Raw genomic sequence first — 20,364 nt, 5'->3', positions numbered from 1 at the left:
TAGTTATTCTTTCCGATTATTAATTGCTCTGGTGTTATGGTTGAAATCACGTCCACAGAAATAACTCCACCTACCGACGATTCACGAGAATTCCGTCCGATGCGCGGTATCAGTAACCGCCATCTGCAGACGATGCTGCCGCGTTTAATTCGCCGCAAGGTGAAGTTCGACGCCCACTGGCAGCGTCTGGAATTGCCCGACGGTGATTTTGTCGATCTGGCATGGAGTGAAGATCCGCAACAGGCGAAACATAAACCGCGCCTGGTGGTTTTTCACGGTCTGGAAGGCAGTCTGAACAGCCCGTACGCACATGGCCTGATTGAAGCAGCGCAAAAGCGCGGCTGGCTGGGCGTGGTGATGCATTTTCGCGGCTGCAGCGGCGAACCCAATCGTCTGAACCGTATTTATCACTCCGGTGAGACAGAAGATGGCACCTGGTTTTTACACTGGCTGGCACGTGAGTTCGGTCGCGTGCCGACCGCGGCGGTAGGCTATTCGCTCGGTGGAAACATGCTGGCCTGCCTGCTGGCAAAAGAAGGTACTGAGATTCCAATTGATGCCGCGGTTATCGTTTCCGCGCCTTTCGTGCTGGAAGCCTGTAGTTACCATATGGACAAGGGATTCTCCCGGGTCTATCAGCGCTACCTGCTAAACCTGTTGAAAGCCAATGCCTCGCGTAAGCTAGAGGCGTATCCAGGATCGCTGCCGGTGAGTCTGGGCCAGTTGAAATCTCTGCGTCGCATTCGCGATTTTGATGATCTGATCACCGCCAAAATCCATGGTTTCGCCGATGCTATAGACTATTACCGTCAGTGTAGCGCTATGCCGTTGCTCAACCAGATCGCCAAACCCACGCTGATTATCCATGCCAAAGACGATCCGTTTATGGATCATCACGTGATCCCTAAACCGGAAAATCTGCCCTCACAGGTAGAGTATCAACTGACGGAACACGGCGGCCACGTCGGATTCATTGGCGGCACGGTGCGCCGTCCTGAGATGTGGCTGGAATCCAGAATCCCGGACTGGCTGACAACGTATCTGGAGGCATCATCATGATCATCCCCTGGCAAGATATCTCCCCGGACGCGCTGGACAATCTGATTGAAAGCTTTGTCTTGCGCGAAGGCACCGATTATGGTGAACATGAACGCTCGCTCGAACAAAAAGTCGCCGACGTCAAACGCCAACTACAATCTGGTGAAGCCGTGCTGGTATGGTCAGAACTGCATGAAACGGTCAACATTATGCCGAGGAAGCAGATTCACGAGTAATCCGTAACCGACGGCCGACTATAATAAAAATTCAACCTATTCATGGAGTTGTTATGTCTGCCAAACATCCGGTGATTGCGGTAACAGGGTCCAGCGGCGCGGGGACCACCACCACCAGCCTCGCGTTTCGTAAAATTTTCGCGCAGTTAAATCTGCGCGCCGCCGAGGTGGAAGGTGACAGTTTTCATCGTTATACCCGTCCGGAAATGGACATGGCGATTCGCAAAGCGCGCGATGCCGGGCGGCATATCAGCTATTTCGGCCCCGAAGCTAATGACTTCGGTCTGCTGGAGCAAACCTTCATCGAATACGGCCAGACGGGCAAAGGTCAGTCGCGAAAATATCTGCACACCTACGATGAGGCCGTACCGTGGAATCAGGTTCCGGGTACATTTACGCCCTGGCAGCCGCTGCCTGAACCGACGGATGTACTGTTCTATGAAGGACTGCACGGCGGCGTCGTAACCCCACAGCAAAACGTGGCCCGGCATGTCGATCTGCTGGTTGGCGTAGTGCCGATCGTGAACCTGGAATGGATTCAGAAGCTGACCCGCGATACCAGCGAGCGGGGACACTCGCGCGAAGCGGTGATGGACTCGGTGGTGCGCTCAATGGACGATTACATCAATTACATTACGCCGCAGTTTTCCCGTACGCATATTAACTTCCAGCGCGTACCGACCGTTGATACCTCCAACCCCTTTGCCGCCAAAAGTATTCCATCCCTGGATGAAAGCTTTGTCGTGATTCATTTTCGGAACCTGGAAGGGATCGACTTCCCGTGGCTACTGGCCATGCTACAGGGATCATTCATTTCCCATATCAATACGTTGGTTGTTCCGGGCGGGAAAATGGGTCTGGCGATGGAATTGATTATGCTGCCGCTGGTCCAGCGACTGATGGAAGGCAAAAAGATAGAGTAAGGTGTTATTTTGCCGGATGGCGGCTGATGCCTTATCCGGCCTACGCGTTTATATCCTGTAGGCCTGATAAGTGAAACGCCATCAGGCATGACATCACGAAGCAGCAACCACTTCATAGGAGTGGGTAATGTTCACCGCCTTTTCCAGCATCAGCGCCACAGAGCAATATTTTTCCGCAGAGAGATCGACTGCGCGCGAAACGGACGCATCTTTCAGATCGTTACCCGTTACGATGAAATGCAGGTTAATGTGGGTAAACAGGCGCGGCGCTTCATCACGACGCTCTGAGGTCAGTTTCACTTCGCAGTTGGTCACATCCTGACGACCTTTTTGCAGGATCGAAACCACATCAATTGCGCTGCAACCGCCCGCAGCCATTAATACCATTTCCATCGGGCTCGGCGCTTTATCACCGGAGTTACCGTCCATCAAAATTTGGTGACCAGAGGCGGACTCACCGAGGAAGGTTAACCCCTCAACCCACTTTACACGCGCTTGCATATTTCGTAACTCCAATGTTTCAATTTTCCTGACAGATTACGCGTACATAACAATTCTCGCAACGGAAGGCGACCTGCGTCATGCTGAAGCGAGACACCAGGAGACACACGGCGAAAGCTATGCTAAAACAGTCAGGATGCTACAGTAATACATTGACGTACTGCATGTATGCAGAGGACATCACATTACAGGCTGCAGTTAATTTTTGACAGCCCCTTTCCCAGGTAGCGGGAAGCATATTTTTGCAAACCCAGAGGCAGCGTCGTTTTCTGGCTCTGGAGACAGCTTATAACAGAGGATAACCGCGCATGGTGCTTGGCAAACCGCAAACAGACCCGACTCTCAAATGGTTCTTGTCTCATTGCCATATTCATAAGTACCCATCGAAGAGCACGCTGATTCACCAGGGTGAAAAAGCGGAAACGTTGTATTACATCGTTAAAGGCTCAGTGGCAGTGCTGATCAAAGATGAAGAAGGGAAAGAAATGATCCTTTCTTATCTGAATCAGGGCGATTTTATTGGTGAATTAGGCCTCTTCGAAGAAGGTCAGGAACGTAGCGCCTGGGTACGTGCCAAAACCGCATGTGAAGTCGCTGAAATTTCATACAAAAAATTTCGCCAATTAATCCAGGTCAACCCGGATATTCTGATGCGCCTGTCTTCACAGATGGCTCGTCGCCTGCAGGTCACGTCTGAAAAAGTCGGCAACCTTGCCTTCCTCGACGTAACGGGTCGTATCGCGCAGACTCTGCTGAATCTGGCGAAACAGCCTGATGCGATGACCCACCCGGACGGCATGCAGATTAAAATCACCCGTCAGGAAATCGGCCAGATCGTTGGCTGCTCCCGTGAGACCGTTGGTCGTATTCTGAAGATGCTGGAAGATCAAAACCTGATCTCCGCACACGGTAAGACCATCGTCGTCTACGGCACCCGTTAACCCCATCGAAGTGGCGCGTTACTCAGTGATGCGCCACTTTTGTTTACACCGATGTGGCGAAGACTGATATACCACCCAGAGATCAACTACGCACTACGGCAGACGCTGGTGCTATGTTTACCTGTGGCTGTTGGTCTGATCATCGGTCAGCTTCATTTGGGACTCCTCTTCTCCCTGGTCCCTGCCTGCTGCAACATTGCCGGTCTTGATACCCCGCACAAGCGCTTTTTCAAACGTTTAGCTATTGGCGCGTCTTTGTTTGCCGGTTGCAGTCTGATCATGCAGTTGCTGCTGGCACAGGCCATACCGCTGCCGCTTATCCTCACCGGACTCACGCTGATTCTTGGCGTAACCGCCGAGCTCAGCCCTCTGCATGCCCGACTGTTACCGGCCTCACTTATCGCCGCGATTTTCACGCTAAGCCTGGTCGGGAACATGCCCGTCTGGGAACCGTTGCTGATCTACGCGCTGGGCACGTTATGGTACGGCCTGTTCAACTGGTTCTGGTTCTGGATGTGGCGCGAGCAGCCGCTCCGTGAATCGCTCAGCTTGTTGTACCGTGAATTAGCCGATTACTGTGAGGCCAAGTACAGCCTGCTGACCCAGCATGCCGATCCGGAAAAAGCGCTGCCTCCCCTGCTGGTTCGCCAGCAGAAAGCGGTGGATCTGATTACCCAGTGCTACCAGCAAATGCATATGCTGTCGGCGCATCGCAACAACGATTACAAGCGCCTGCTGCGTGCCTTTCAGGAGGCACTGGACTTGCAGGAGCATATTTCCGTCAGCCTCCACCAGCCGGAAGAGGTGCAAAAGCTGGTCGAACGTAGCCACGCCGAACAGGTGATTCGCTGGAATGCGCGCACCGTCGCCGAACGCCTTCGGGTACTGGCCGATGATATTTTGTATCACCGCTTGCCGACCCGTTTCTCGATGGACAAGCAGATTGGCACGCTGGAGAAAATCGCCAACCAGCACCCGGACAATCCGGTGGGACAATTTTGCTACTGGCACTTCAGCCGTATTGCCCGCGTGCTACGCACCCAGCGACCGCTGTACGCCCGAGATTTAATGGCGGACAAGCAGCGTCGGTTGCCGCTGATCCCGGCCCTGAAAAACTATCTGTCGTTGAAATCGCCGGCGCTGCGTAATGCCGGACGCATCAGTGTCATGCTGAGTATCGCCAGCCTGATGGGCAGCGCTTTACACCTGCCAAAGCCTTACTGGATTTTGATGACGATCCTGTTCGTCACGCAAAATGGCTACGGAGCAACCCGGGTACGTATTTTACACCGTTCAGCAGGAACGCTCGTTGGACTGGTCATTGCCGGGGTCACCCTGCACTTTCATATTCAGGAAGGTTACACGCTGGCAGGCATGCTGCTGATTACCCTGGGTAGCTATCTGATCATGCGCAAAAACTACGGCTGGGCTACCGTCGGCTTTACGGTCACGGCGGTATACACCCTGCAACTGCTGACGCTGAACGGAGAGCAGTTTATCGTGCCGCGGTTTGTCGACACGGTTATTGGCTGCTTAATCGCCTTTGGCGGTACACTCTGGCTGTGGCCGCAGTGGCAGAGCGGCCTGCTGCGTAAGAACGCCCATGATGCGTTAGAAGCCGATCAGGAGGCCATTCGCCTGATCCTCAGCAACGATCCGCAGGCCACGCCGCTGGCGTACCAACGCATGCGGGTCAATCAGGCACATAACACGTTGTTCAACTCACTGAACCAGGCGATGCAGGAGCCAGGATTCAACTCGCACTACCTGGCGGACATGAAACTGTGGGTCACGCACAGCCAGTTCATCGTCGAGCACATCAACGCGATGACCACACTGGCAAGGGAACACACAATGCTGACGCCGGATTTAGCGCAGCGGTATCTGGAATCCTGTGAAATTGCGCTCCAGCGCTGTCAGCAGCGGCTGGAATATGACGGACCGGGAAGCTCAGGCGATGTGAATATTCTCGAAGCGCCAGAGATGCTGTCCCACGGTCCGTTAAGCACCCTTGAGCAGCATCTGCAACGGATACTGGGGCATCTGAACACCATGCACACCATTTCGTCGGTAGCATGGCGTCAGCGACCGCACCACGGAATCTGGCTGAGCCGCCGTCTGCGGGACATGAAAGGTTAAGATCGACTGCCGGATGCGCTGTGCTTATCCGGCAACAGGTAATCAGGCAACGACTTTCGCTACCGCTTGTGCGAAACGCTGCATCCCTTCATCGATATCCACCTGCTCAACTACCAGCGACGGCGCGAAACGCATCACGTCCGGTCCGGCGTTGAGTACCATCACCCCTTCGTGCGCGGCGGCATACAGGAAATCGCGCGCCCGGCCTTTAAACTGCGGCTTCAGCTCGGCGCCAATCAGCAGCCCCATCCCGCGAATATCGCTGAAAATGTCGAACTGTTGATCAATTTTGTGCAAATGTTGGACAAACGCCTGACGTTTAGCCTGAATACCTTCCAACACTTCCGGCGTGTTGATGATATCAAACGCGGCCCCCGCAACTGCGCAGGCCAGCGGATTGCCACCATAAGTGGAACCGTGCGAACCCACGTGAAATGCGGAGGCAATCTCTTGGGTGGTCAGCACCGCGCTCACCGGGAAGCCGCCGCCGAGAGCCTTCGCGCTGGTGAGGATATCCGGCGTCACGCCGTAGTGCATATAGGCAAACAGATCGCCGGTACGGCCCATCCCGCTCTGCACTTCATCCAATACCAATAGCGCCTGGTGTTGGTCGCAAAGTTCACGCAAACCTTGCAGGAATTCCGGCGTTGCCGCAGTGACGCCACCTTCCCCCTGAATAGGCTCAACCACCACCGCACAGGTGTGATCGTCCATCACCGCTTTGACCGCATGCAGATCGTTAAACGGTACATGGATGATATCCGCTGGTTTTGGTCCAAAGCCGTCAGAGTATTTCGGCTGCCCGCCGACGGATACGGTAAACAGCGAACGACCGTGAAACGCATTATGGAAGGCAATGATTTTGGTTTTGAACGGGCTATGGCGCACGCAGGCATAGTGGCGCGCCAGCTTAAAGGCGGTTTCGTTAGCTTCAGTACCCGAATTCATGAACAGCACGCGCTCGGCGAAGGTCGCATCAATGATTTTACGGCCCAGGCGCAACGCCGGTTCGTTGGTGAAAACGTTGCTGGTATGCCACAGGGTTTCACCCTGGGTTTTTAACGCCTCCACCAGGGCCGGATGGCAATGCCCTAGTGCAGTAACTGCAATGCCGCCCGCGAAATCAACATACTCTTTGCCCTGTTGATCCCAGACTCGACTCCCTTTTCCTTTTACCGGGATAAACTCAGCCGGTGCATAAATCGGCAGAATCACTTCATCGAATGTCGCGCGCGTAATTGCAGTTTGTTCAGTTGCCATGTCATTGCCACCCTGTTAAGCAGAAATGTTAGTGAAATTATAATCACAAAATATGAATAAAAAATCACTGAATAGCAACCACAAATCACCGGTTGAGGAAATTAGCCAGCAGTTGATGCCCCTGTTCGCTGAGAATACTCTCCGGGTGAAACTGCACACCTTCCATATCCCACTCGCGGTGACGAATGCCCATAATCTCCTGCGTTTCACTCCAGGCCGTCACCTCAAAGCAGTCAGGAAGCGTCGCGGGGGCAACCACCAGAGAATGGTAGCGCGTCACCGTTAATGGGTTGGCGAGCCCCTGAAAAACACCCTGCCCGTTATGCGTAATTGGCGAGGTTTTACCGTGCATCACTTTAGCTGCCCGAACCACTGTCGCGCCAAAGGCCTGCGCCATAGCCTGATGTCCCAGACAAACACCCAGCAGGGGCGTCTTGCCCGCGAAATGACGAATAACATCCAATGAGATACCAGCGTCATCCGGCGTGCAGGGGCCTGGGGATATTACGATTTTTTGCGGGCTTAGCGCGTCGATTTGCGCCAGCGTCAGTTCGTCGTTGCGCCTGACAAGGACATCAGCGCCCAGTTCGCAGAAGTATTGGTACAGGTTCCAGGTAAAAGAATCATAGTTATCGATAAGCAGGATCATGGCGGCTCCGGTACATAAGAACCGCGCTATTCTACTCAGTTTCCGGGGCTTCGCTTACCACTTTACGAAATATCGCCCGAAGCGCAGACAGGTCACCCATCGCCCCACTCTGATTAGCCAGGTTCCACTCCTCAACCGGAATGTCATCCCAGCTCAATATATACCCGGCATGAATCGCTAACTGTTCGAAAAAAATTCGCTGTGCCAGACCGCTGCCAATACGAAACGGATGCAGCACGTTGATTTCGCAATAATAGTGCGCAAGACGATCCACAAACTTATCTTCCGGTAACCCCACCAACCAGGACTCGTCTTCCAGGTCCTGCATCAGCGCATTGCCCTCTTTCTCGATATAAGCGAAATGGCAAAAGCGGGTATCGCCCTGGTAAATATCCACTTCTCGCAGATGTCCCGCCCAGTCAAAAATATCCCGATACAGTTGGCGATGAATGGCGCACAGATGCGGCAAACCCCGTTTAAGCGGGCCTAATTCGATAGTGGCCGCACGCAGCGCCGTCAGTTCATACGCCGCCTGCGCCAGGCGCTGCGCCTGATGAATCCCCAGACGGTTACGCATGACATTCAGGCCCGGATACAAATAGGGATCGCGTCCATCACCGAATTTATCGCTCATAGTGCCCCCTCAACTCTTCAAGACGCGCCAGGGCGTCTTCCGTGCTCAGAGTCACCCGTGGAATATCCACGCCTTCCAGCCGCCGACTGGCCTGGAAATTGGCATTTCGCCGTTGTTCCCAGAGTCTGGACTTTTGTTTATCGGTGAGTTTTTTCACGTGACCTCCCTGAATGAGCCGACACTTGCCACAAGTATAAGCGGCAATTTCAGGTTACGCAGAGAAGGGAAAGAACGCGGACAGGAACTGCCCGCGCAAAATACGTTTACGGCAGGACTTTGGCAGACAGGATAACAATCGGTTTTGACGGGACATTCTGGTAAGGACCAACATCATGGGTCTGCACCTGAGAGATCTTATCCGCGACATCCATACCTTTCACAACTTTACCGAAGACCGCGTACCCAAAGTCGCGCTGGCCGTGATCGAGGAACGCATTGTCTGCAATATTGATAAAGAACTGGCTGGTCGCGCTGTCTTTATCTGCTGTACGCGCCATGGCAATCGTGCCGCGGGTATTACGCAGTCCGTTATCAGCTTCATTCTTGATTGGCGGGTTAGGTTTCTTCTGCTGCATCTGCTCGGTAAAACCGCCGCCCTGCACCATGAAGCCAGGGATCACGCGGTGGAACGTGGTGTTGTTATAGAAACCGCTGTTGACATAATCGACAAAGTTTTTCACTGAAACCGGGGCTTTCTGACTGTTCAGCTCCAGCTCAATGTTACCGGCAGAGGTTGTCAGCAGGACATGCGGGTCACCTTTTGCTGCCAGTGCTGCGGGAGAGAGAGCAGAAAGAGCGAGAACAGCTGCAACAGCCGCCAGAGTCGATTTGAGCATGAGAATTCCTTAACAAGAGCAGAAATGAAGCAAGTGAATTGATTCTAAAGAGCCTTCAAGAACAAGGCCATCCCTTTACTTAATTTTACGTACTTGAAACAAATGTAACCTTATAGCCTCAAGATTCAATGCGATCTAGATCACATAAAAAAATGTAACGTAGCAAGTAATTACCAATAAACATTTAAATGCATCACTAAAGCGCCTAAAATCTGCCCGCTCACGGCGCAGTCAATGCGCCTAACACTTCTATACAGGCCAGTCATGACTAACAGCAATCGCATCAAGCTCACATGGATTAGCTTTCTCTCCTACGCCCTGACAGGCGCGTTGGTAATTGTCACCGGGATGGTGATGGGAAACATCGCAGATTACTTCCATTTGCCCGTTTCCAGTATGAGTAACACCTTCACCTTTCTGAATGCCGGCATTCTGATCTCTATTTTTCTGAATGCCTGGCTGATGGAAATTGTGCCACTGAAAACCCAGTTGCGCTTTGGCTTTATCCTGATGGTTCTGGCGGTCGCCGGACTGATGCTCAGCCACAGCCTGGCCTTGTTCTCAGCCGCCATGTTTGTACTGGGTCTGGTGAGCGGTATCACCATGTCGATTGGTACATTCCTGGTGACTCAGATGTACGAAGGTCGCCAGCGCGGTTCCCGCCTGCTGTTTACTGACTCCTTCTTCAGCATGGCCGGCATGATTTTCCCGATGGTGGCAGCATTCCTGTTAGCGCGCAGCATCGAATGGTATTGGGTTTATGCCTGCATCGGCCTGGTATACGTCGTCATTTTCCTGCTGACCTTCGGCTGCGAATTCCCGGCGCTGGGTAAACACGCGCAGCAACCGGACGCGCCTGTGGTAAAAGAAAAATGGGGCATTGGCGTGCTGTTCCTGGCGATCGCCGCGCTGTGCTACATCCTCGGTCAGTTGGGCTTTATCTCCTGGGTGCCGGAATACGCCAAAAGTCTGGGCATGAGCCTGAACGACGCAGGTAAACTGGTCAGCGACTTCTGGATGTCTTACATGGTTGGCATGTGGGCATTTAGCTTTATCCTGCGTTTCTTCGATTTGCAGCGCATCCTGACCGTACTGGCGGGTGTGGCTACCGTCCTGATGTATCTGTTTATCACCGGTACGCCGGAGCATATGCCGTGGTTCATTCTGACGTTGGGCTTCTTCTCCAGCGCGATTTATACCACCATCATTACCCTCGGCTCCCAGCAGACGAAGGTCGCATCACCTAAACTGGTTAACTTCGTTCTGACCTGTGGCACCATCGGTACTATGCTCACCTTCGTGGTCACTGGCCCTATCGTGGCGCACAGCGGTCCGCTGGCGGCATTGCAGACGGCTAACGGCTTGTATGCGGTCGTATTCGTGATGTGCTTTATTCTTGGGTTCGTCACGCGTCATCGCCAGCATAACGCACCCGCAACGCATTAATCTGAGTGCCGGATGGCGATGCTAACGCATCTTATCCGGCCGACAAGACAAGCTGTTCGTAGGCCGGATAAGGCGCAGACGCCCTCCGGCCTATTCCCGCGCCCTCTTCTTTCTCTGGTGCTGTAGGCCAATTCTTACAAAAACCCCTTAATTTGTACGCTATTTATACAAACACGAAAAGCCTGTTAATTCCGTAACTTATAAAAATGCAGTTAAATCAGCCATATACCTCTTAAGGAGTATATAAAGGCGAATTTGATTTGCATCAATAAGCGGGGTTGCTGAATCGTTAAGGTAGGCAGTAATAGAAAAGAAATCGAGGCAAAAATGAGCAAAGTCAGACTCGCTATTATCGGTAATGGTATGGTCGGCCATCGCTTTATTGAGGATCTTCTTGATAAATCCGACGCTGCCAATTTTGATATTACCGTCTTCTGTGAAGAACCCCGCAAAGCGTACGACCGCGTCCACCTGTCGTCCTACTTCTCCCACCACACCGCCGAAGAACTTTCTCTGGTGCGTGAAGGATTCTACGAGAAGCATGGCGTTAAGGTGTTAGTGGGCGAGCGCGCAATCACCATCAACCGCCAGGAGAAGGTGATCCACTCCAGCGCGGGTCGTACGGTCTATTACGATAAGCTGATCATGGCGACAGGCTCTTATCCGTGGATCCCACCGATTAAAGGTTCGGAAACCCAAGACTGCTTCGTTTACCGCACCATCGAAGACCTCAACGCCATTGAGTCTTGCGCGCGCCGTAGCAAACGTGGTGCCGTCGTCGGCGGTGGCCTGCTGGGCCTGGAAGCCGCCGGGGCGCTGAAAAGCCTCGGCGTTGAAACCCACGTGATTGAATTTGCCCCGATGCTGATGGCCGAACAGCTGGATCACATGGGTGGCGAGCAGTTACGTCGCAAAATTGAAAGCATGGGCGTGCGTGTCCACACCAGCAAAAACACTAAAGAGATCGTCCAGGAAGGCACCGAAGCGCGCAAAACCATGCGTTTTGCCGACGGTAGCGAACTGGAAGTCGATTTCATCGTCTTTTCTACCGGTATTCGCCCACGCGACAAACTGGCCACCCAATGCGGCCTGGACGTTGCGCCGCGCGGTGGTATTGTGATTAACGATACCTGCCAGACTTCTGATCCGGACATCTATGCCATCGGCGAATGCGCCAGTTGGAACAACCGCGTGTATGGCCTGGTCGCTCCAGGCTACAAAATGGCGCAGGTTGCCGTTGACCATATTCTCGAAACCGAAAACGCCTTTGAAGGCGCGGATCTGAGCGCCAAGCTGAAGCTGCTCGGTGTTGACGTCGGCGGGATTGGCGACGCGCATGCGCGCACGCCGGGCGCCCGTAGCTACGTCTATCTCGACGAAAGCAAAGAAGTCTACAAACGCCTCATCGTTAGCGAAGATAACAAAACCCTGCTCGGGGCGGTTTTAGTCGGTGACACCAGCGATTACGGCAACCTGCTGCAGCTGGTGCTGAACGCCATCGAACTGCCGGAAAACCCAGACTCACTGATTCTGCCAGCTCACGCGGGCAGCGGTAAGCCGTCTATCGGTGTCGATAAACTGCCGGACAGCGCGCAGATTTGCTCCTGCTTCGACGTCACCAAAGGCATGCTGATCGCCGCTATCAACAAAGGCTGCCACACCGTTGCGGCGCTGAAAGCTGAAACCAAAGCTGGTACCGGCTGCGGCGGGTGTATCCCGTTGGTAACGCAGGTCCTGAACGCTGAACTGGCGAAACAGGGGATCGAAGTTAACAACAACCTGTGTGAACACTTCCCGTACTCGCGTCAGGAACTGTTCCATCTGATCCGTGTAGAAGGGATTAAAACCTTCGAAGAGCTGCTGACAAAACACGGGAAAGGCTACGGCTGTGAAGTGTGTAAACCAACCGTAGGTTCCCTGCTGGCCTCCTGCTGGAATGAGTACATCCTCAAACCACAGCACACGCCGCTGCAGGACACTAACGACAACTTCCTGGCGAACATCCAGAAAGACGGTACTTACTCCGTGATCCCGCGCTCCGCGGGCGGAGAAATAACTCCTGAAGGCCTGGTGGCCGTGGGCCGTATCGCGCGTGAATTTAACCTGTATACCAAAATCACCGGTTCTCAGCGTATCGGCCTGTTCGGCGCGCAAAAAGATGACCTGCCGGAAATCTGGCGTCAGCTGATTGAAGCGGGCTTTGAAACCGGTCACGCATACGCCAAAGCGCTGCGTATGGCGAAAACCTGCGTAGGCAGTACCTGGTGTCGTTATGGCGTCGGCGATAGCGTCGGATTCGGCGTGGAGCTGGAAAACCGCTACAAGGGCATTCGTACCCCGCACAAAATGAAATTCGGCGTCTCCGGCTGTACCCGTGAATGTGCGGAAGCTCAAGGCAAAGACGTGGGTATCATCGCCACTGAGAAAGGCTGGAACTTGTACGTTTGCGGTAACGGCGGGATGAAACCTCGTCATGCAGACCTGCTGGCAGCGGATATCGACCGCGAAACACTGCTCAAATACCTTGATCGTTTCATGATGTTCTACATCCGTACCGCTGACAAACTGACCCGAACCGCACCATGGTTAGACAACCTGGAAGGCGGTATCGAATATCTGAAATCGGTCATCATCGACGACAAACTGGGGCTGAACCAGCACCTGGAAGAAGAGATGGCCCGTCTGCGTGAAGCGGTGGTCTGCGAGTGGACAGAAACCGTTAACACTCCATCCGCGCAGGTTCGCTTCAAACACTTTATCAACAGCGATCAACGCGATCCGAATGTCCAGGTTGTGCCTGAACGTGAACAACATCGTCCGGCCACGCCCTATGAGCGTATCCCGGTGACTCTGGTGGAGGAAAACGCATGAGCCAGTGGAAAAACATCTGCAAAATCGATGACATTCTGCCTGCAACAGGCGTCTGCGCCCTGTTAGGTAGCGAGCAAGTTGCGATTTTCCGCCCGTATCACAGCGACCAGGTGTTTGCGATCAGCAACATCGACCCGTTCTTTGAGTCCAGCGTGCTTTCTCGTGGGCTGATTGCTGAACATCAGGGCGAATTGTGGGTCGCCAGCCCGCTGAAAAAACAGCGCTTTCGCTTAAGCGATGGTCTGTGCATGGAAGACGAACAGTTCTCCGTGAAACATTACGAAGCCCGAGTGAAAGACGGCACGGTGCAACTGCGCGGTTAATAACTTTTTGGGAGGCGCAACGCCTCCCCTTTTTTGACGTATTTGTAGGTCTTTTATTTGTAGGCCTGATAAGCGTAGCGCCATCAGGCAATTGCACAAGCACATTGCCGGATGGCGGCATAAATGCCTTATCCGGCCTACGGTTACGATTTCTTTTTATTGTTTGTACTTCAAGGATAATCAACACATGTTCACAGACACTATTAATAAGTGTGCGGCTAACGCTGCGCGCATCGCACGACTGTCGGCTAATAACCCGCTCGGATTCTGGGTCAGTTCGGCAATGGCGGGGGCCTACGTCGGTCTCGGCATCATTCTTATTTTCACCCTCGGTAATCTGCTCGACCCGTCCGTTCGTCCTCTGGTAATGGGTGCAACCTTTGGTATCGCTTTGACGCTGGTCATTATCGCCGGTTCGGAACTGTTTACCGGTCACACCATGTTCCTGACGCTCGGCGTCAAAGCGGGCACCATCAGTCACGGTCAGATGTGGGCTATTCTGCCGCAAACCTGGCTGGGTAACCTGGTCGGATCCGTGTTTGTCGCTCTGCTTTACAGTTGGGGCGGCGGTAGCCTGCTGCCGGTCGATACCAGCATCGTCCATTCGGTGGCGTTGGCGAAAACTACCGCGCCAGCAACGGTGCTGTTCTTTAAAGGCGCACTGTGTAACTGGTTGGTTTGTCTGGCTATCTGGATGGCAATTCGTACCGAGGGCGCAGCAAAATTCCTCGCTATCTGGTGGTGTCTACTGGCGTTTATCGCTTCCGGCTACGAGCACTCGGTTGCCAACATGACGCTGTTTGCCCTCTCCTGGTTCGGCCACCACAGCGAAGCCTATACCCTGTCAGGAATTGGTCATAACCTGTTGTGGGTGACACTCGGTAATACTTTGTCCGGTGTCGTATTCATGGGATTGGGTTATTGGTATGCTACGCCAAAATCGGAGCGTCCTGTTCCGGCAAAAATCAACCAGCCAGAGGCTACTGCCAATAATTAAGGGGTAATGTCGTGGATCATTTGCCTATATTTTGTCAACTACGTGACCGCGACTGCTTGATCGTCGGCGGTGGTGATGTCGCAGAACGCAAAGCGCGGTTACTGCTGGAAGCGGGCGCCCGTATAACGGTTAATGCGCTGGCGTTTATTCCGCAGTTCACCGTATGGGCAGATGAAGGCATGCTGACGCTGGTTGAGGGACCGTTCGACGAGTCCCTGCTCGACACCTGCTGGCTGGCTATTGCCGCCACCGATGACGATGCCGTCAACCAAAGCGTCAGCACCGCCGCAGAATCACGTCGTATTTTCTGCAACGTGGTCGATGCGCCAAAAGCAGCCAGTTTTATCATGCCCTCCATTATCGACCGCTCGCCGCTGATGGTGGCGGTCTCCTCCGGCGGTACATCGCCGGTGCTTGCCCGTCTGCTACGTGAAAGACTTGAATCTGTGCTGCCTCAGCATCTGGGCCAGGTCGCGCAATATGCAGGCAAGTTACGCGCCCGAGTGAAAGAACAGTTTTCCAGCATGGGTGAACGTCGCCGCTTCTGGGAAAAATTGTTCGTGAATGACCGCCTGGCGCAGTCGCTGGCGAACAGTGACCAGAAAGCCGTCGAGGAAACCACCGAGCAGTTGCTCAGCGAACCGTTGGACCATCGTGGAGAAGTGGTGTTGGTTGGCGCCGGTCCTGGCGATGCCGGGCTGCTGACGCTGAAAGGTCTACAGCAGATCCAGCAAGCGGATGTCGTGGTTTATGACCGTCTGGTATCCGACGACATCATGAACCTTGTACGCCGCGATGCCGACCGGGTGTTCGTCGGTAAACGCGCGGGCTACCACTGCGTACCGCAGGAAGAAATTAACCAGATCCTGCTGCGTGAAGCGCAACAGGGCAAACGCGTCGTGCGCCTGAAAGGTGGCGACCCGTTCATCTTTGGCCGTGGTGGCGAAGAGCTGGAAACCCTGTGCCATGCCGGTATTCCATTCTCCGTTGTGCCAGGTATTACCGCAGCATCCGGTTGTTCCGCCTATTCCGGCATTCCACTGACCCATCGAGATTACGCCCAGAGTGTACGTCTGGTCACCGGGCACCTGAAAACCGGCGGCGAGCTGGACTGGGAAAACCTGGCGGCAGAGAAACAGACGCTGGTGTTCTACATGGGCCTCAATCAGGCGGCTACTATCCAGGAAAAACTGATCGAATTTGGCATGCAACCCGATATGTCTGTCGCGCTGGTAGAAAACGGTACCTCCGTGAAGCAACGCGTTGTTAACGGGGTGCTTTCGCAACTCGGCGAACTGGCGCAGCAGGTTGAAAGCCCGGCGCTGATTATCGTCGGCCGCGTGGTTGGACTACGCGATAAGCTGAACTGGTTCTCGAACCATTAATTGAATGCTCAAAAATGCCCTGATATTGGACTGCCCCCATAAAGTTGGACAGTTCATATTCAGGGCATTTATTTATCTTCCGATAGAAATAAATCAAAAACCGATGCACGCTATATACTCGCCTCAGTAGCCCAACCGTCAATCATTAATTAAATGTATTTTTAAAACATTTAAATTTATTGAAAGCATATTTTATATAAAACTTGTTATGTCCTAATCCGGACTACTTTAAGTTTATTTTAGTTGATATCTTAACCGCCGAGAAATGGATTTCATCCATTTAAAAATAGATATCTTACAAGGATTTTAACATGCTGAAATTTGCAAAAATTACTATCGTTGCTGGTGTTCTGGCTACGCTGACCGCGTGTACTGGTCATGTTGATAACAAAAAAGATAACTGCACCTACGATTACTTCCTGCATCCGGCAATTTCTATTTCTAAAATTATTGGTGGCTGTGGCCCGGCTGCAGATCTGTAACAGAAGCGATTGCGCAGATACAAAAAAACCGGGAAATCCCGGTTTTTATATTTATAGGTTAAATGCTCATTCACACGTTACCGCACTTCTCGCCGAGCAGGTAGCGGGCCAGGGTTGTCAGTCCCTCCTCTCTCTTGATAAATATCCGACGCATTTTATATTCTCAGTAAATTGAATATTTATATCTTCATTAAAGTGATTGATATAAGGAAATATGCAAACGGCGAGGCGCTTCATATTTTTTGAGATTCACCAGCAAACAGGCGAAAAAAAACCGGGTAGAACCCGGTTTCTTCAGCAACGCAGAGCGCATTACGGCTTGGCGACAAAACCAATCGCTTCGTAAACCGCTTTCAGCGTAACAGACGCGCGTGCGCTGGCTTTTTCAGCGCCATCTTTCATCACCTGCTGCAGGAAAGCTTCATCGTTACGGAAACGGTGATAACGCTCCTGAAGCTCGGTCAGCATGCCGGAAACGGCCTCTGCGACTTCACCTTTCAGATGACCATACATCTTGCCTTCAAAGTGTTGTTCCAGCTCCGGAATGCTCTGGCCGGTAACGGCAGAGAGGATATCCAGCAGGTTGGAAACACCCGCTTTATTCTGCACGTCGTAGCGTACAACAGGCGGCTCTTCGGAGTCGGTCATCGCACGTTTGATTTTCTTAACCACGGATTTCGGATCTTCCAGCAGGCCGATCACGTTGTTGCGGTTGTCATCCGACTTGGACATTTTCTTCGTCGGCTCCAGCAGCGACATCACGCGCGCGCCGGATTTAGGAATGAATGGCTCAGGCACTTTGAAGATGTCGCCATACAGGGCGTTGAAGCGCTGGGCGATATCGCGGCTTAGTTCCAGATGCTGTTTCTGATCTTCGCCAACCGGTACCTGGTTGGTCTGATACAGCAGGATGTCTGCCGCCATCAGCACCGGATAATCAAACAGACCGGCGTTGATGTTCTCCGCATAGCGTGCGGATTTATCTTTGAACTGGGTCATACGGCTCAGCTCGCCGAAATAGGTGTAGCAGTTCAGCGCCCAACCTAACTGCGCGTGTTCCGGTACATGAGACTGGACGAAAATGGTGCTTTTTTCAGGATCGATACCGCATGCCAGATACAGCGCCAGCGTATCGAGCGTTGCTTTACGCAGCTGCTGAGCATCCTGACGAACGGTGATGGCATGTTGGTCAACGATGCAGTAGATGCAATGGTAGTCATCCTGCATGCTCACCCACTGACGCAGCGCACCCATATAGTTGCCAATGGTCAATTCACCTGAGGGCTGTGCGCCACTAAAAACGATGGGCTTAGTCATTTTTTGATTCCTGATTTTCGCTATGCGGAAGCCCGAGAACGGGCAGTAGTTCATTAATACGGTCGTAAATAACGTCGGGTTGGCTCAGCGCGATCGACTCGCCGTAGTTGTAGCCATAAGTCAGGCCAACGGACGGACAGCCAGCAGCTTTTGCCGCCTGAATATCATTACGTGAATCCCCTACGAAGAGCAATTGCTCCGGCTTGATGCCAAGCTTGCTTGCTACCAGCAGTAGCGGATCCGGATGCGGTTTTTTATTCTGCACGTCGTCACCACCGATGACCACGCTAAAGTATTTGGCGATATCTAACGCCTCAAGCAATGGCGCGACAAACGGGGTCGGTTTGTTGGTCACCAGACCCAGCGGCAATCCTTTCGCATGCAGCGCGCCCAGCGTGTCGGCAACATCAGGGAACAGGAATGTCCCCTCTTCAGCGACGTCGCCGTAGTATCTGTCGAACAGCTTACGCAAAATACGCACCTGTTCTTCGGCGGGGATATCATCATCAACGGGCGGTTTACCCATTGTCTTACGTAGTGTGGCGCGCTCCTGACGCGACCACGCCAGCGCGCGCTCCATCAGTACATCTGCACCGTTGCCAATCCAGGTGATAACGCGTTCTTCACCGGCAATCGGCAGTTCCAGCGCATACAGCGCCATATCCACCGCTGCGGTTAATCCCGGCGCGCTGTCGACCAGCGTACCGTCGAGGTCAAATGCAACGCCCCGAATATCCTGAAACTTATCCATGACTTACCTTCGCCAGTTCATTGCGCATTTCATCAATGACTTTTTTGTAGTCTGGTTGGTCGAAAATAGCAGAGCCTGCGACAAACATATCTGCACCCGCCGCCGCGATTTCACCAATGTTGTTCACCTTGACGCCGCCGTCCACTTCGAGGCGGATATCGTAGCCAGATTCATCAATACGACGACGCACTTCGCGCAGCTTATCCAGCGTTTGTGGGATAAAGGACTGCCCGCCAAAGCCTGGGTTAACGGACATCAGCAGGATCACATCGAGCTTATCCATGACGTAGTCCAGATAGCTCAGCGGTGTTGCCGGGTTAAACACCAGGCCCGCTTTACAGCCATGCTCTTTGATCAGCTGTAAAGTGCGATCGACATGCTCGGAGGCTTCCGGGTGAAAAGTAATGATGCTCGCGCCGGCGGCGGCGAAGTCCGGGACAATACGATCGACCGGTTTCACCATCAGATGAACGTCAATCGGGGCAGTAATGCCATATTTACGCAGCGATTTCAGTACCATCGGGCCGATGGTCAGGTTCGGTACGTAGTGATTGTCCATGACATCGAAGTGTACGACATCGGCACCGGCAGTCAGCGCTCTCGCGGTGTCCTCACCCAGGCGGGCAAAATCAGCCGACAGAATTGAGGGGGCGATCAAATACTGTTTCATCCGCTTCTCCTTGAGAATTATTTCTTCGCAGGCGTTACAACTCCTGGTTTATACAGTGCCAGCAGTTCGTTCACCTTTTTACGCGTGCCGCCATTGCTGCTAATGCTGCGCCGCACTTTGACCTGAAAATGTTTCGCCGATCGGTACCATTCGCGGGTATCAGGCGTGTCATGGTTCGAAATTAACACCGGGATCTGCTTACTGACCAGCTTTTCTGCCATCTCGGCCAGATGCGCCTGCTCTTTTGGGCTAAAGCTGTTGGTATGATACGCGGTGAAATTTGCCGTCGCCGAAAGCGGTGCATAAGGCGGGTCACAATAGACCACAGAGTTGCTATCCGCACGGTCCATGCACTCTTCATAGGAGAGACAATGGAACTCCGCATTCTGCGCTTTTTCAGCAAAATGGTACAACTCGGCTTCCGGGAAGTAAGGTTTTTTATAACGACCAAACGGTACATTAAACTCGCCGCGCAGGTTATAACGGCACAATCCGTTGTAACCAAATCGGTTCAGATACAAGAACAGTACTGCACGGCGGAACGGATCCTGACTGGCATTAAATTCTTCTCTGAACCGATAGTACACCTCAGCCTGATTAGTTTCAGGCATAAACAGCTCACGTGAAGCCTGCACATACTCATCGGTACGTGTCTTCACGATGTTATAGAGACTGATGAGGTCGCTGTTGATATCGGCAAGAATATAACGAGAAAAGTCGGTGTTGAGAAACACCGACCCGGCACCCACGAAAGGTTCAATCAGGCATTCACCCTGAGGTAAATGCCGTTTGATATCATCAAGCAGGGGGTATTTTCCCCCTGCCCATTTCAAAAAAGCGCGATTTTTTTTCATGCTGACTAACTAATTACACCTTCTCCGGCTGTGGAGAAAGCTCCGACAGCATCCTGCGCTTTAGTCTTTGTCCCGCAATTGGGCGAAACAGCAAACCATTGCAGAACATAT

Annotated in this window: 21 protein-coding genes and 1 pseudogene; 11 read left to right on the top strand and 11 right to left on the bottom strand. The window is 53.0% G+C overall.

Translation table 11 applies throughout. The features are described 5' to 3' along the window. The first annotated feature begins 36 nt into the window (after positions 1–36). Genes HV229_RS01655 through HV229_RS01645 form a run of 3 tightly spaced genes read left to right on the top strand, consistent with a single transcriptional unit; the run spans position 37 to position 2,197 of the window. Positions 37–1,059 (top strand): hydrolase, encoded by a 1,023-nt coding sequence (locus HV229_RS01655; RefSeq protein ID WP_016154772.1) that lies wholly within the window; start codon positions 37–39, stop codon positions 1,057–1,059. After that, the gene (locus tag HV229_RS01650; protein ID WP_003023615.1) at positions 1,056–1,274 is read left to right on the top strand and encodes a YheU family protein; all 219 of its coding nucleotides are present in this window, start codon (positions 1,056–1,058) and stop codon (positions 1,272–1,274) included. Before HV229_RS01655 ends, HV229_RS01650 begins: the two co-directional genes overlap by 4 nt. Before the next feature lie 53 nt (positions 1,275–1,327). Beyond that, entirely contained in the window at positions 1,328–2,197 is an 870-nt protein-coding gene (locus tag HV229_RS01645; RefSeq protein ID WP_003827751.1) for a phosphoribulokinase, read from the top strand. Between the two features lie 93 nt (positions 2,198–2,290). Here the strand turns inward: HV229_RS01645 and HV229_RS01640 are convergent, their stop codons facing one another. Continuing rightward, positions 2,291–2,698 (bottom strand): OsmC family protein, encoded by a 408-nt coding sequence (locus HV229_RS01640; RefSeq protein WP_016154773.1) that lies wholly within the window; start codon positions 2,696–2,698, stop codon positions 2,291–2,293. Positions 2,699–3,006: 308 nt separating this feature from the next. Here HV229_RS01640 and crp point away from each other — a divergent pair, with 308 nt between their 5' ends. Beyond that, complete coding sequence (gene crp / locus HV229_RS01635; RefSeq protein WP_099807364.1) at positions 3,007–3,639, top strand: cAMP-activated global transcriptional regulator CRP; 633 nt, start codon at positions 3,007–3,009, stop codon at positions 3,637–3,639. A gap of 51 nt (positions 3,640–3,690) precedes the next feature. Then, entirely contained in the window at positions 3,691–5,778 is a 2,088-nt protein-coding gene (locus HV229_RS01630) for a YccS/YhfK family putative transporter (RefSeq protein ID WP_016154774.1), read from the top strand. 42 nt (positions 5,779–5,820) lie between these two features. Here HV229_RS01630 and HV229_RS01625 read toward each other — a convergent pair whose 3' ends face one another. The 5 genes from HV229_RS01625 to ppiA all read right to left on the bottom strand — a co-directional run bounded on the left by HV229_RS01625 (position 5,821) and on the right by ppiA (position 9,157). Continuing rightward, positions 5,821–7,038, bottom strand: coding sequence for an aspartate aminotransferase family protein (locus HV229_RS01625; protein ID WP_016154775.1), 1,218 nt, complete (start codon positions 7,036–7,038; stop codon positions 5,821–5,823). Positions 7,039–7,123: 85 nt separating this feature from the next. Further along, entirely contained in the window at positions 7,124–7,687 is a 564-nt protein-coding gene (gene pabA, locus HV229_RS01620; RefSeq protein WP_016154776.1) for an aminodeoxychorismate synthase component 2, read from the bottom strand. A 31-nt stretch (positions 7,688–7,718) separates the two neighbouring features. Then, positions 7,719–8,321, bottom strand: a complete 603-nt coding sequence (locus HV229_RS01615) for a putative adenosine monophosphate-protein transferase Fic (protein WP_104652066.1) — start codon at positions 8,319–8,321, stop codon at positions 7,719–7,721. Continuing rightward, entirely contained in the window at positions 8,311–8,478 is a 168-nt protein-coding gene (locus HV229_RS01610; protein WP_016157626.1) for a YhfG family protein, read from the bottom strand. Before HV229_RS01610 ends, HV229_RS01615 begins: the two co-directional genes overlap by 11 nt. Positions 8,479–8,584: 106 nt before the next feature. Then, complete coding sequence (gene ppiA / locus HV229_RS01605) at positions 8,585–9,157, bottom strand: peptidylprolyl isomerase A (protein WP_019078158.1); 573 nt, start codon at positions 9,155–9,157, stop codon at positions 8,585–8,587. A gap of 264 nt (positions 9,158–9,421) precedes the next feature. Here ppiA and tsgA point away from each other — a divergent pair, with 264 nt between their 5' ends. From tsgA to HV229_RS01575, 6 genes are all read left to right on the top strand, one after another. Then, positions 9,422–10,603 carry an MFS transporter TsgA gene (gene tsgA, locus HV229_RS01600; RefSeq protein WP_181546773.1) on the top strand — a complete coding sequence of 394 codons (1,182 nt, stop codon included), beginning with the start codon at positions 9,422–9,424 and terminating at the stop codon, positions 10,601–10,603. 327 nt (positions 10,604–10,930) lie between these two features. Beyond that, positions 10,931–13,474: an NADPH-nitrite reductase large subunit gene (gene nirB / locus HV229_RS01595; RefSeq protein WP_181546771.1), complete on the top strand. Its 2,544-nt coding sequence runs from the start codon at positions 10,931–10,933 to the stop codon at positions 13,472–13,474. Next, positions 13,471–13,797, top strand: coding sequence for a nitrite reductase small subunit NirD (gene nirD / locus HV229_RS01590; RefSeq protein WP_016154780.1), 327 nt, complete (start codon positions 13,471–13,473; stop codon positions 13,795–13,797). Before nirB ends, nirD begins: the two co-directional genes overlap by 4 nt. 187 nt (positions 13,798–13,984) lie before the next feature. Next, on the top strand, positions 13,985–14,794 hold the full coding sequence (nirC, locus tag HV229_RS01585) for a nitrite transporter NirC (RefSeq protein ID WP_016154781.1): 810 nt from the start codon (positions 13,985–13,987) through the stop codon (positions 14,792–14,794). A gap of 11 nt (positions 14,795–14,805) precedes the next feature. Beyond that, on the top strand, positions 14,806–16,179 hold the full coding sequence (gene cysG / locus HV229_RS01580; protein WP_181546769.1) for a siroheme synthase CysG: 1,374 nt from the start codon (positions 14,806–14,808) through the stop codon (positions 16,177–16,179). Positions 16,180–16,490: 311 nt separating this feature from the next. Next, the gene (locus HV229_RS01575) at positions 16,491–16,661 is read left to right on the top strand and encodes a YhfL family protein (protein ID WP_016154783.1); all 171 of its coding nucleotides are present in this window, start codon (positions 16,491–16,493) and stop codon (positions 16,659–16,661) included. Positions 16,662–16,737: 76 nt separating this feature from the next. Here the strand turns inward: HV229_RS01575 and HV229_RS26190 are convergent. From HV229_RS26190 to dam, 5 genes and pseudogenes are all read right to left on the bottom strand, one after another. Then, positions 16,738–16,815: pseudogene (locus tag HV229_RS26190) on the bottom strand (hypothetical protein); the annotation flags it as partial. Positions 16,816–16,973: 158 nt separating this feature from the next. Next, positions 16,974–17,978 (bottom strand): tryptophan--tRNA ligase, encoded by a 1,005-nt coding sequence (gene trpS / locus HV229_RS01570; protein ID WP_016154784.1) that lies wholly within the window; start codon positions 17,976–17,978, stop codon positions 16,974–16,976. After that, a complete protein-coding gene (gene gph, locus HV229_RS01565; protein ID WP_101700383.1) occupies positions 17,971–18,729 on the bottom strand; it encodes a phosphoglycolate phosphatase in 759 nt (252 codons plus the stop codon). Before gph ends, trpS begins: the two co-directional genes overlap by 8 nt. Next, entirely contained in the window at positions 18,722–19,399 is a 678-nt protein-coding gene (gene rpe, locus HV229_RS01560) for a ribulose-phosphate 3-epimerase (RefSeq protein WP_003023561.1), read from the bottom strand. The genes gph and rpe overlap by 8 nt, the downstream gene beginning before the upstream one ends. Positions 19,400–19,416: 17 nt before the next feature. Then, on the bottom strand, positions 19,417–20,253 hold the full coding sequence (dam, locus tag HV229_RS01555) for an adenine-specific DNA-methyltransferase (RefSeq protein WP_016154786.1): 837 nt from the start codon (positions 20,251–20,253) through the stop codon (positions 19,417–19,419). Positions 20,254–20,364 lie beyond the last annotated feature (111 nt).

The organism is Citrobacter sp. RHBSTW-00524 (assembly GCF_013747755.1).
In the GTDB taxonomy this organism is placed as follows: domain Bacteria; phylum Pseudomonadota; class Gammaproteobacteria; order Enterobacterales; family Enterobacteriaceae; genus Citrobacter; species Citrobacter braakii.
The sequence above is the reverse complement of the archived record's forward strand: the minus strand, read 5'-3'. Positions and strand labels throughout refer to the sequence as shown.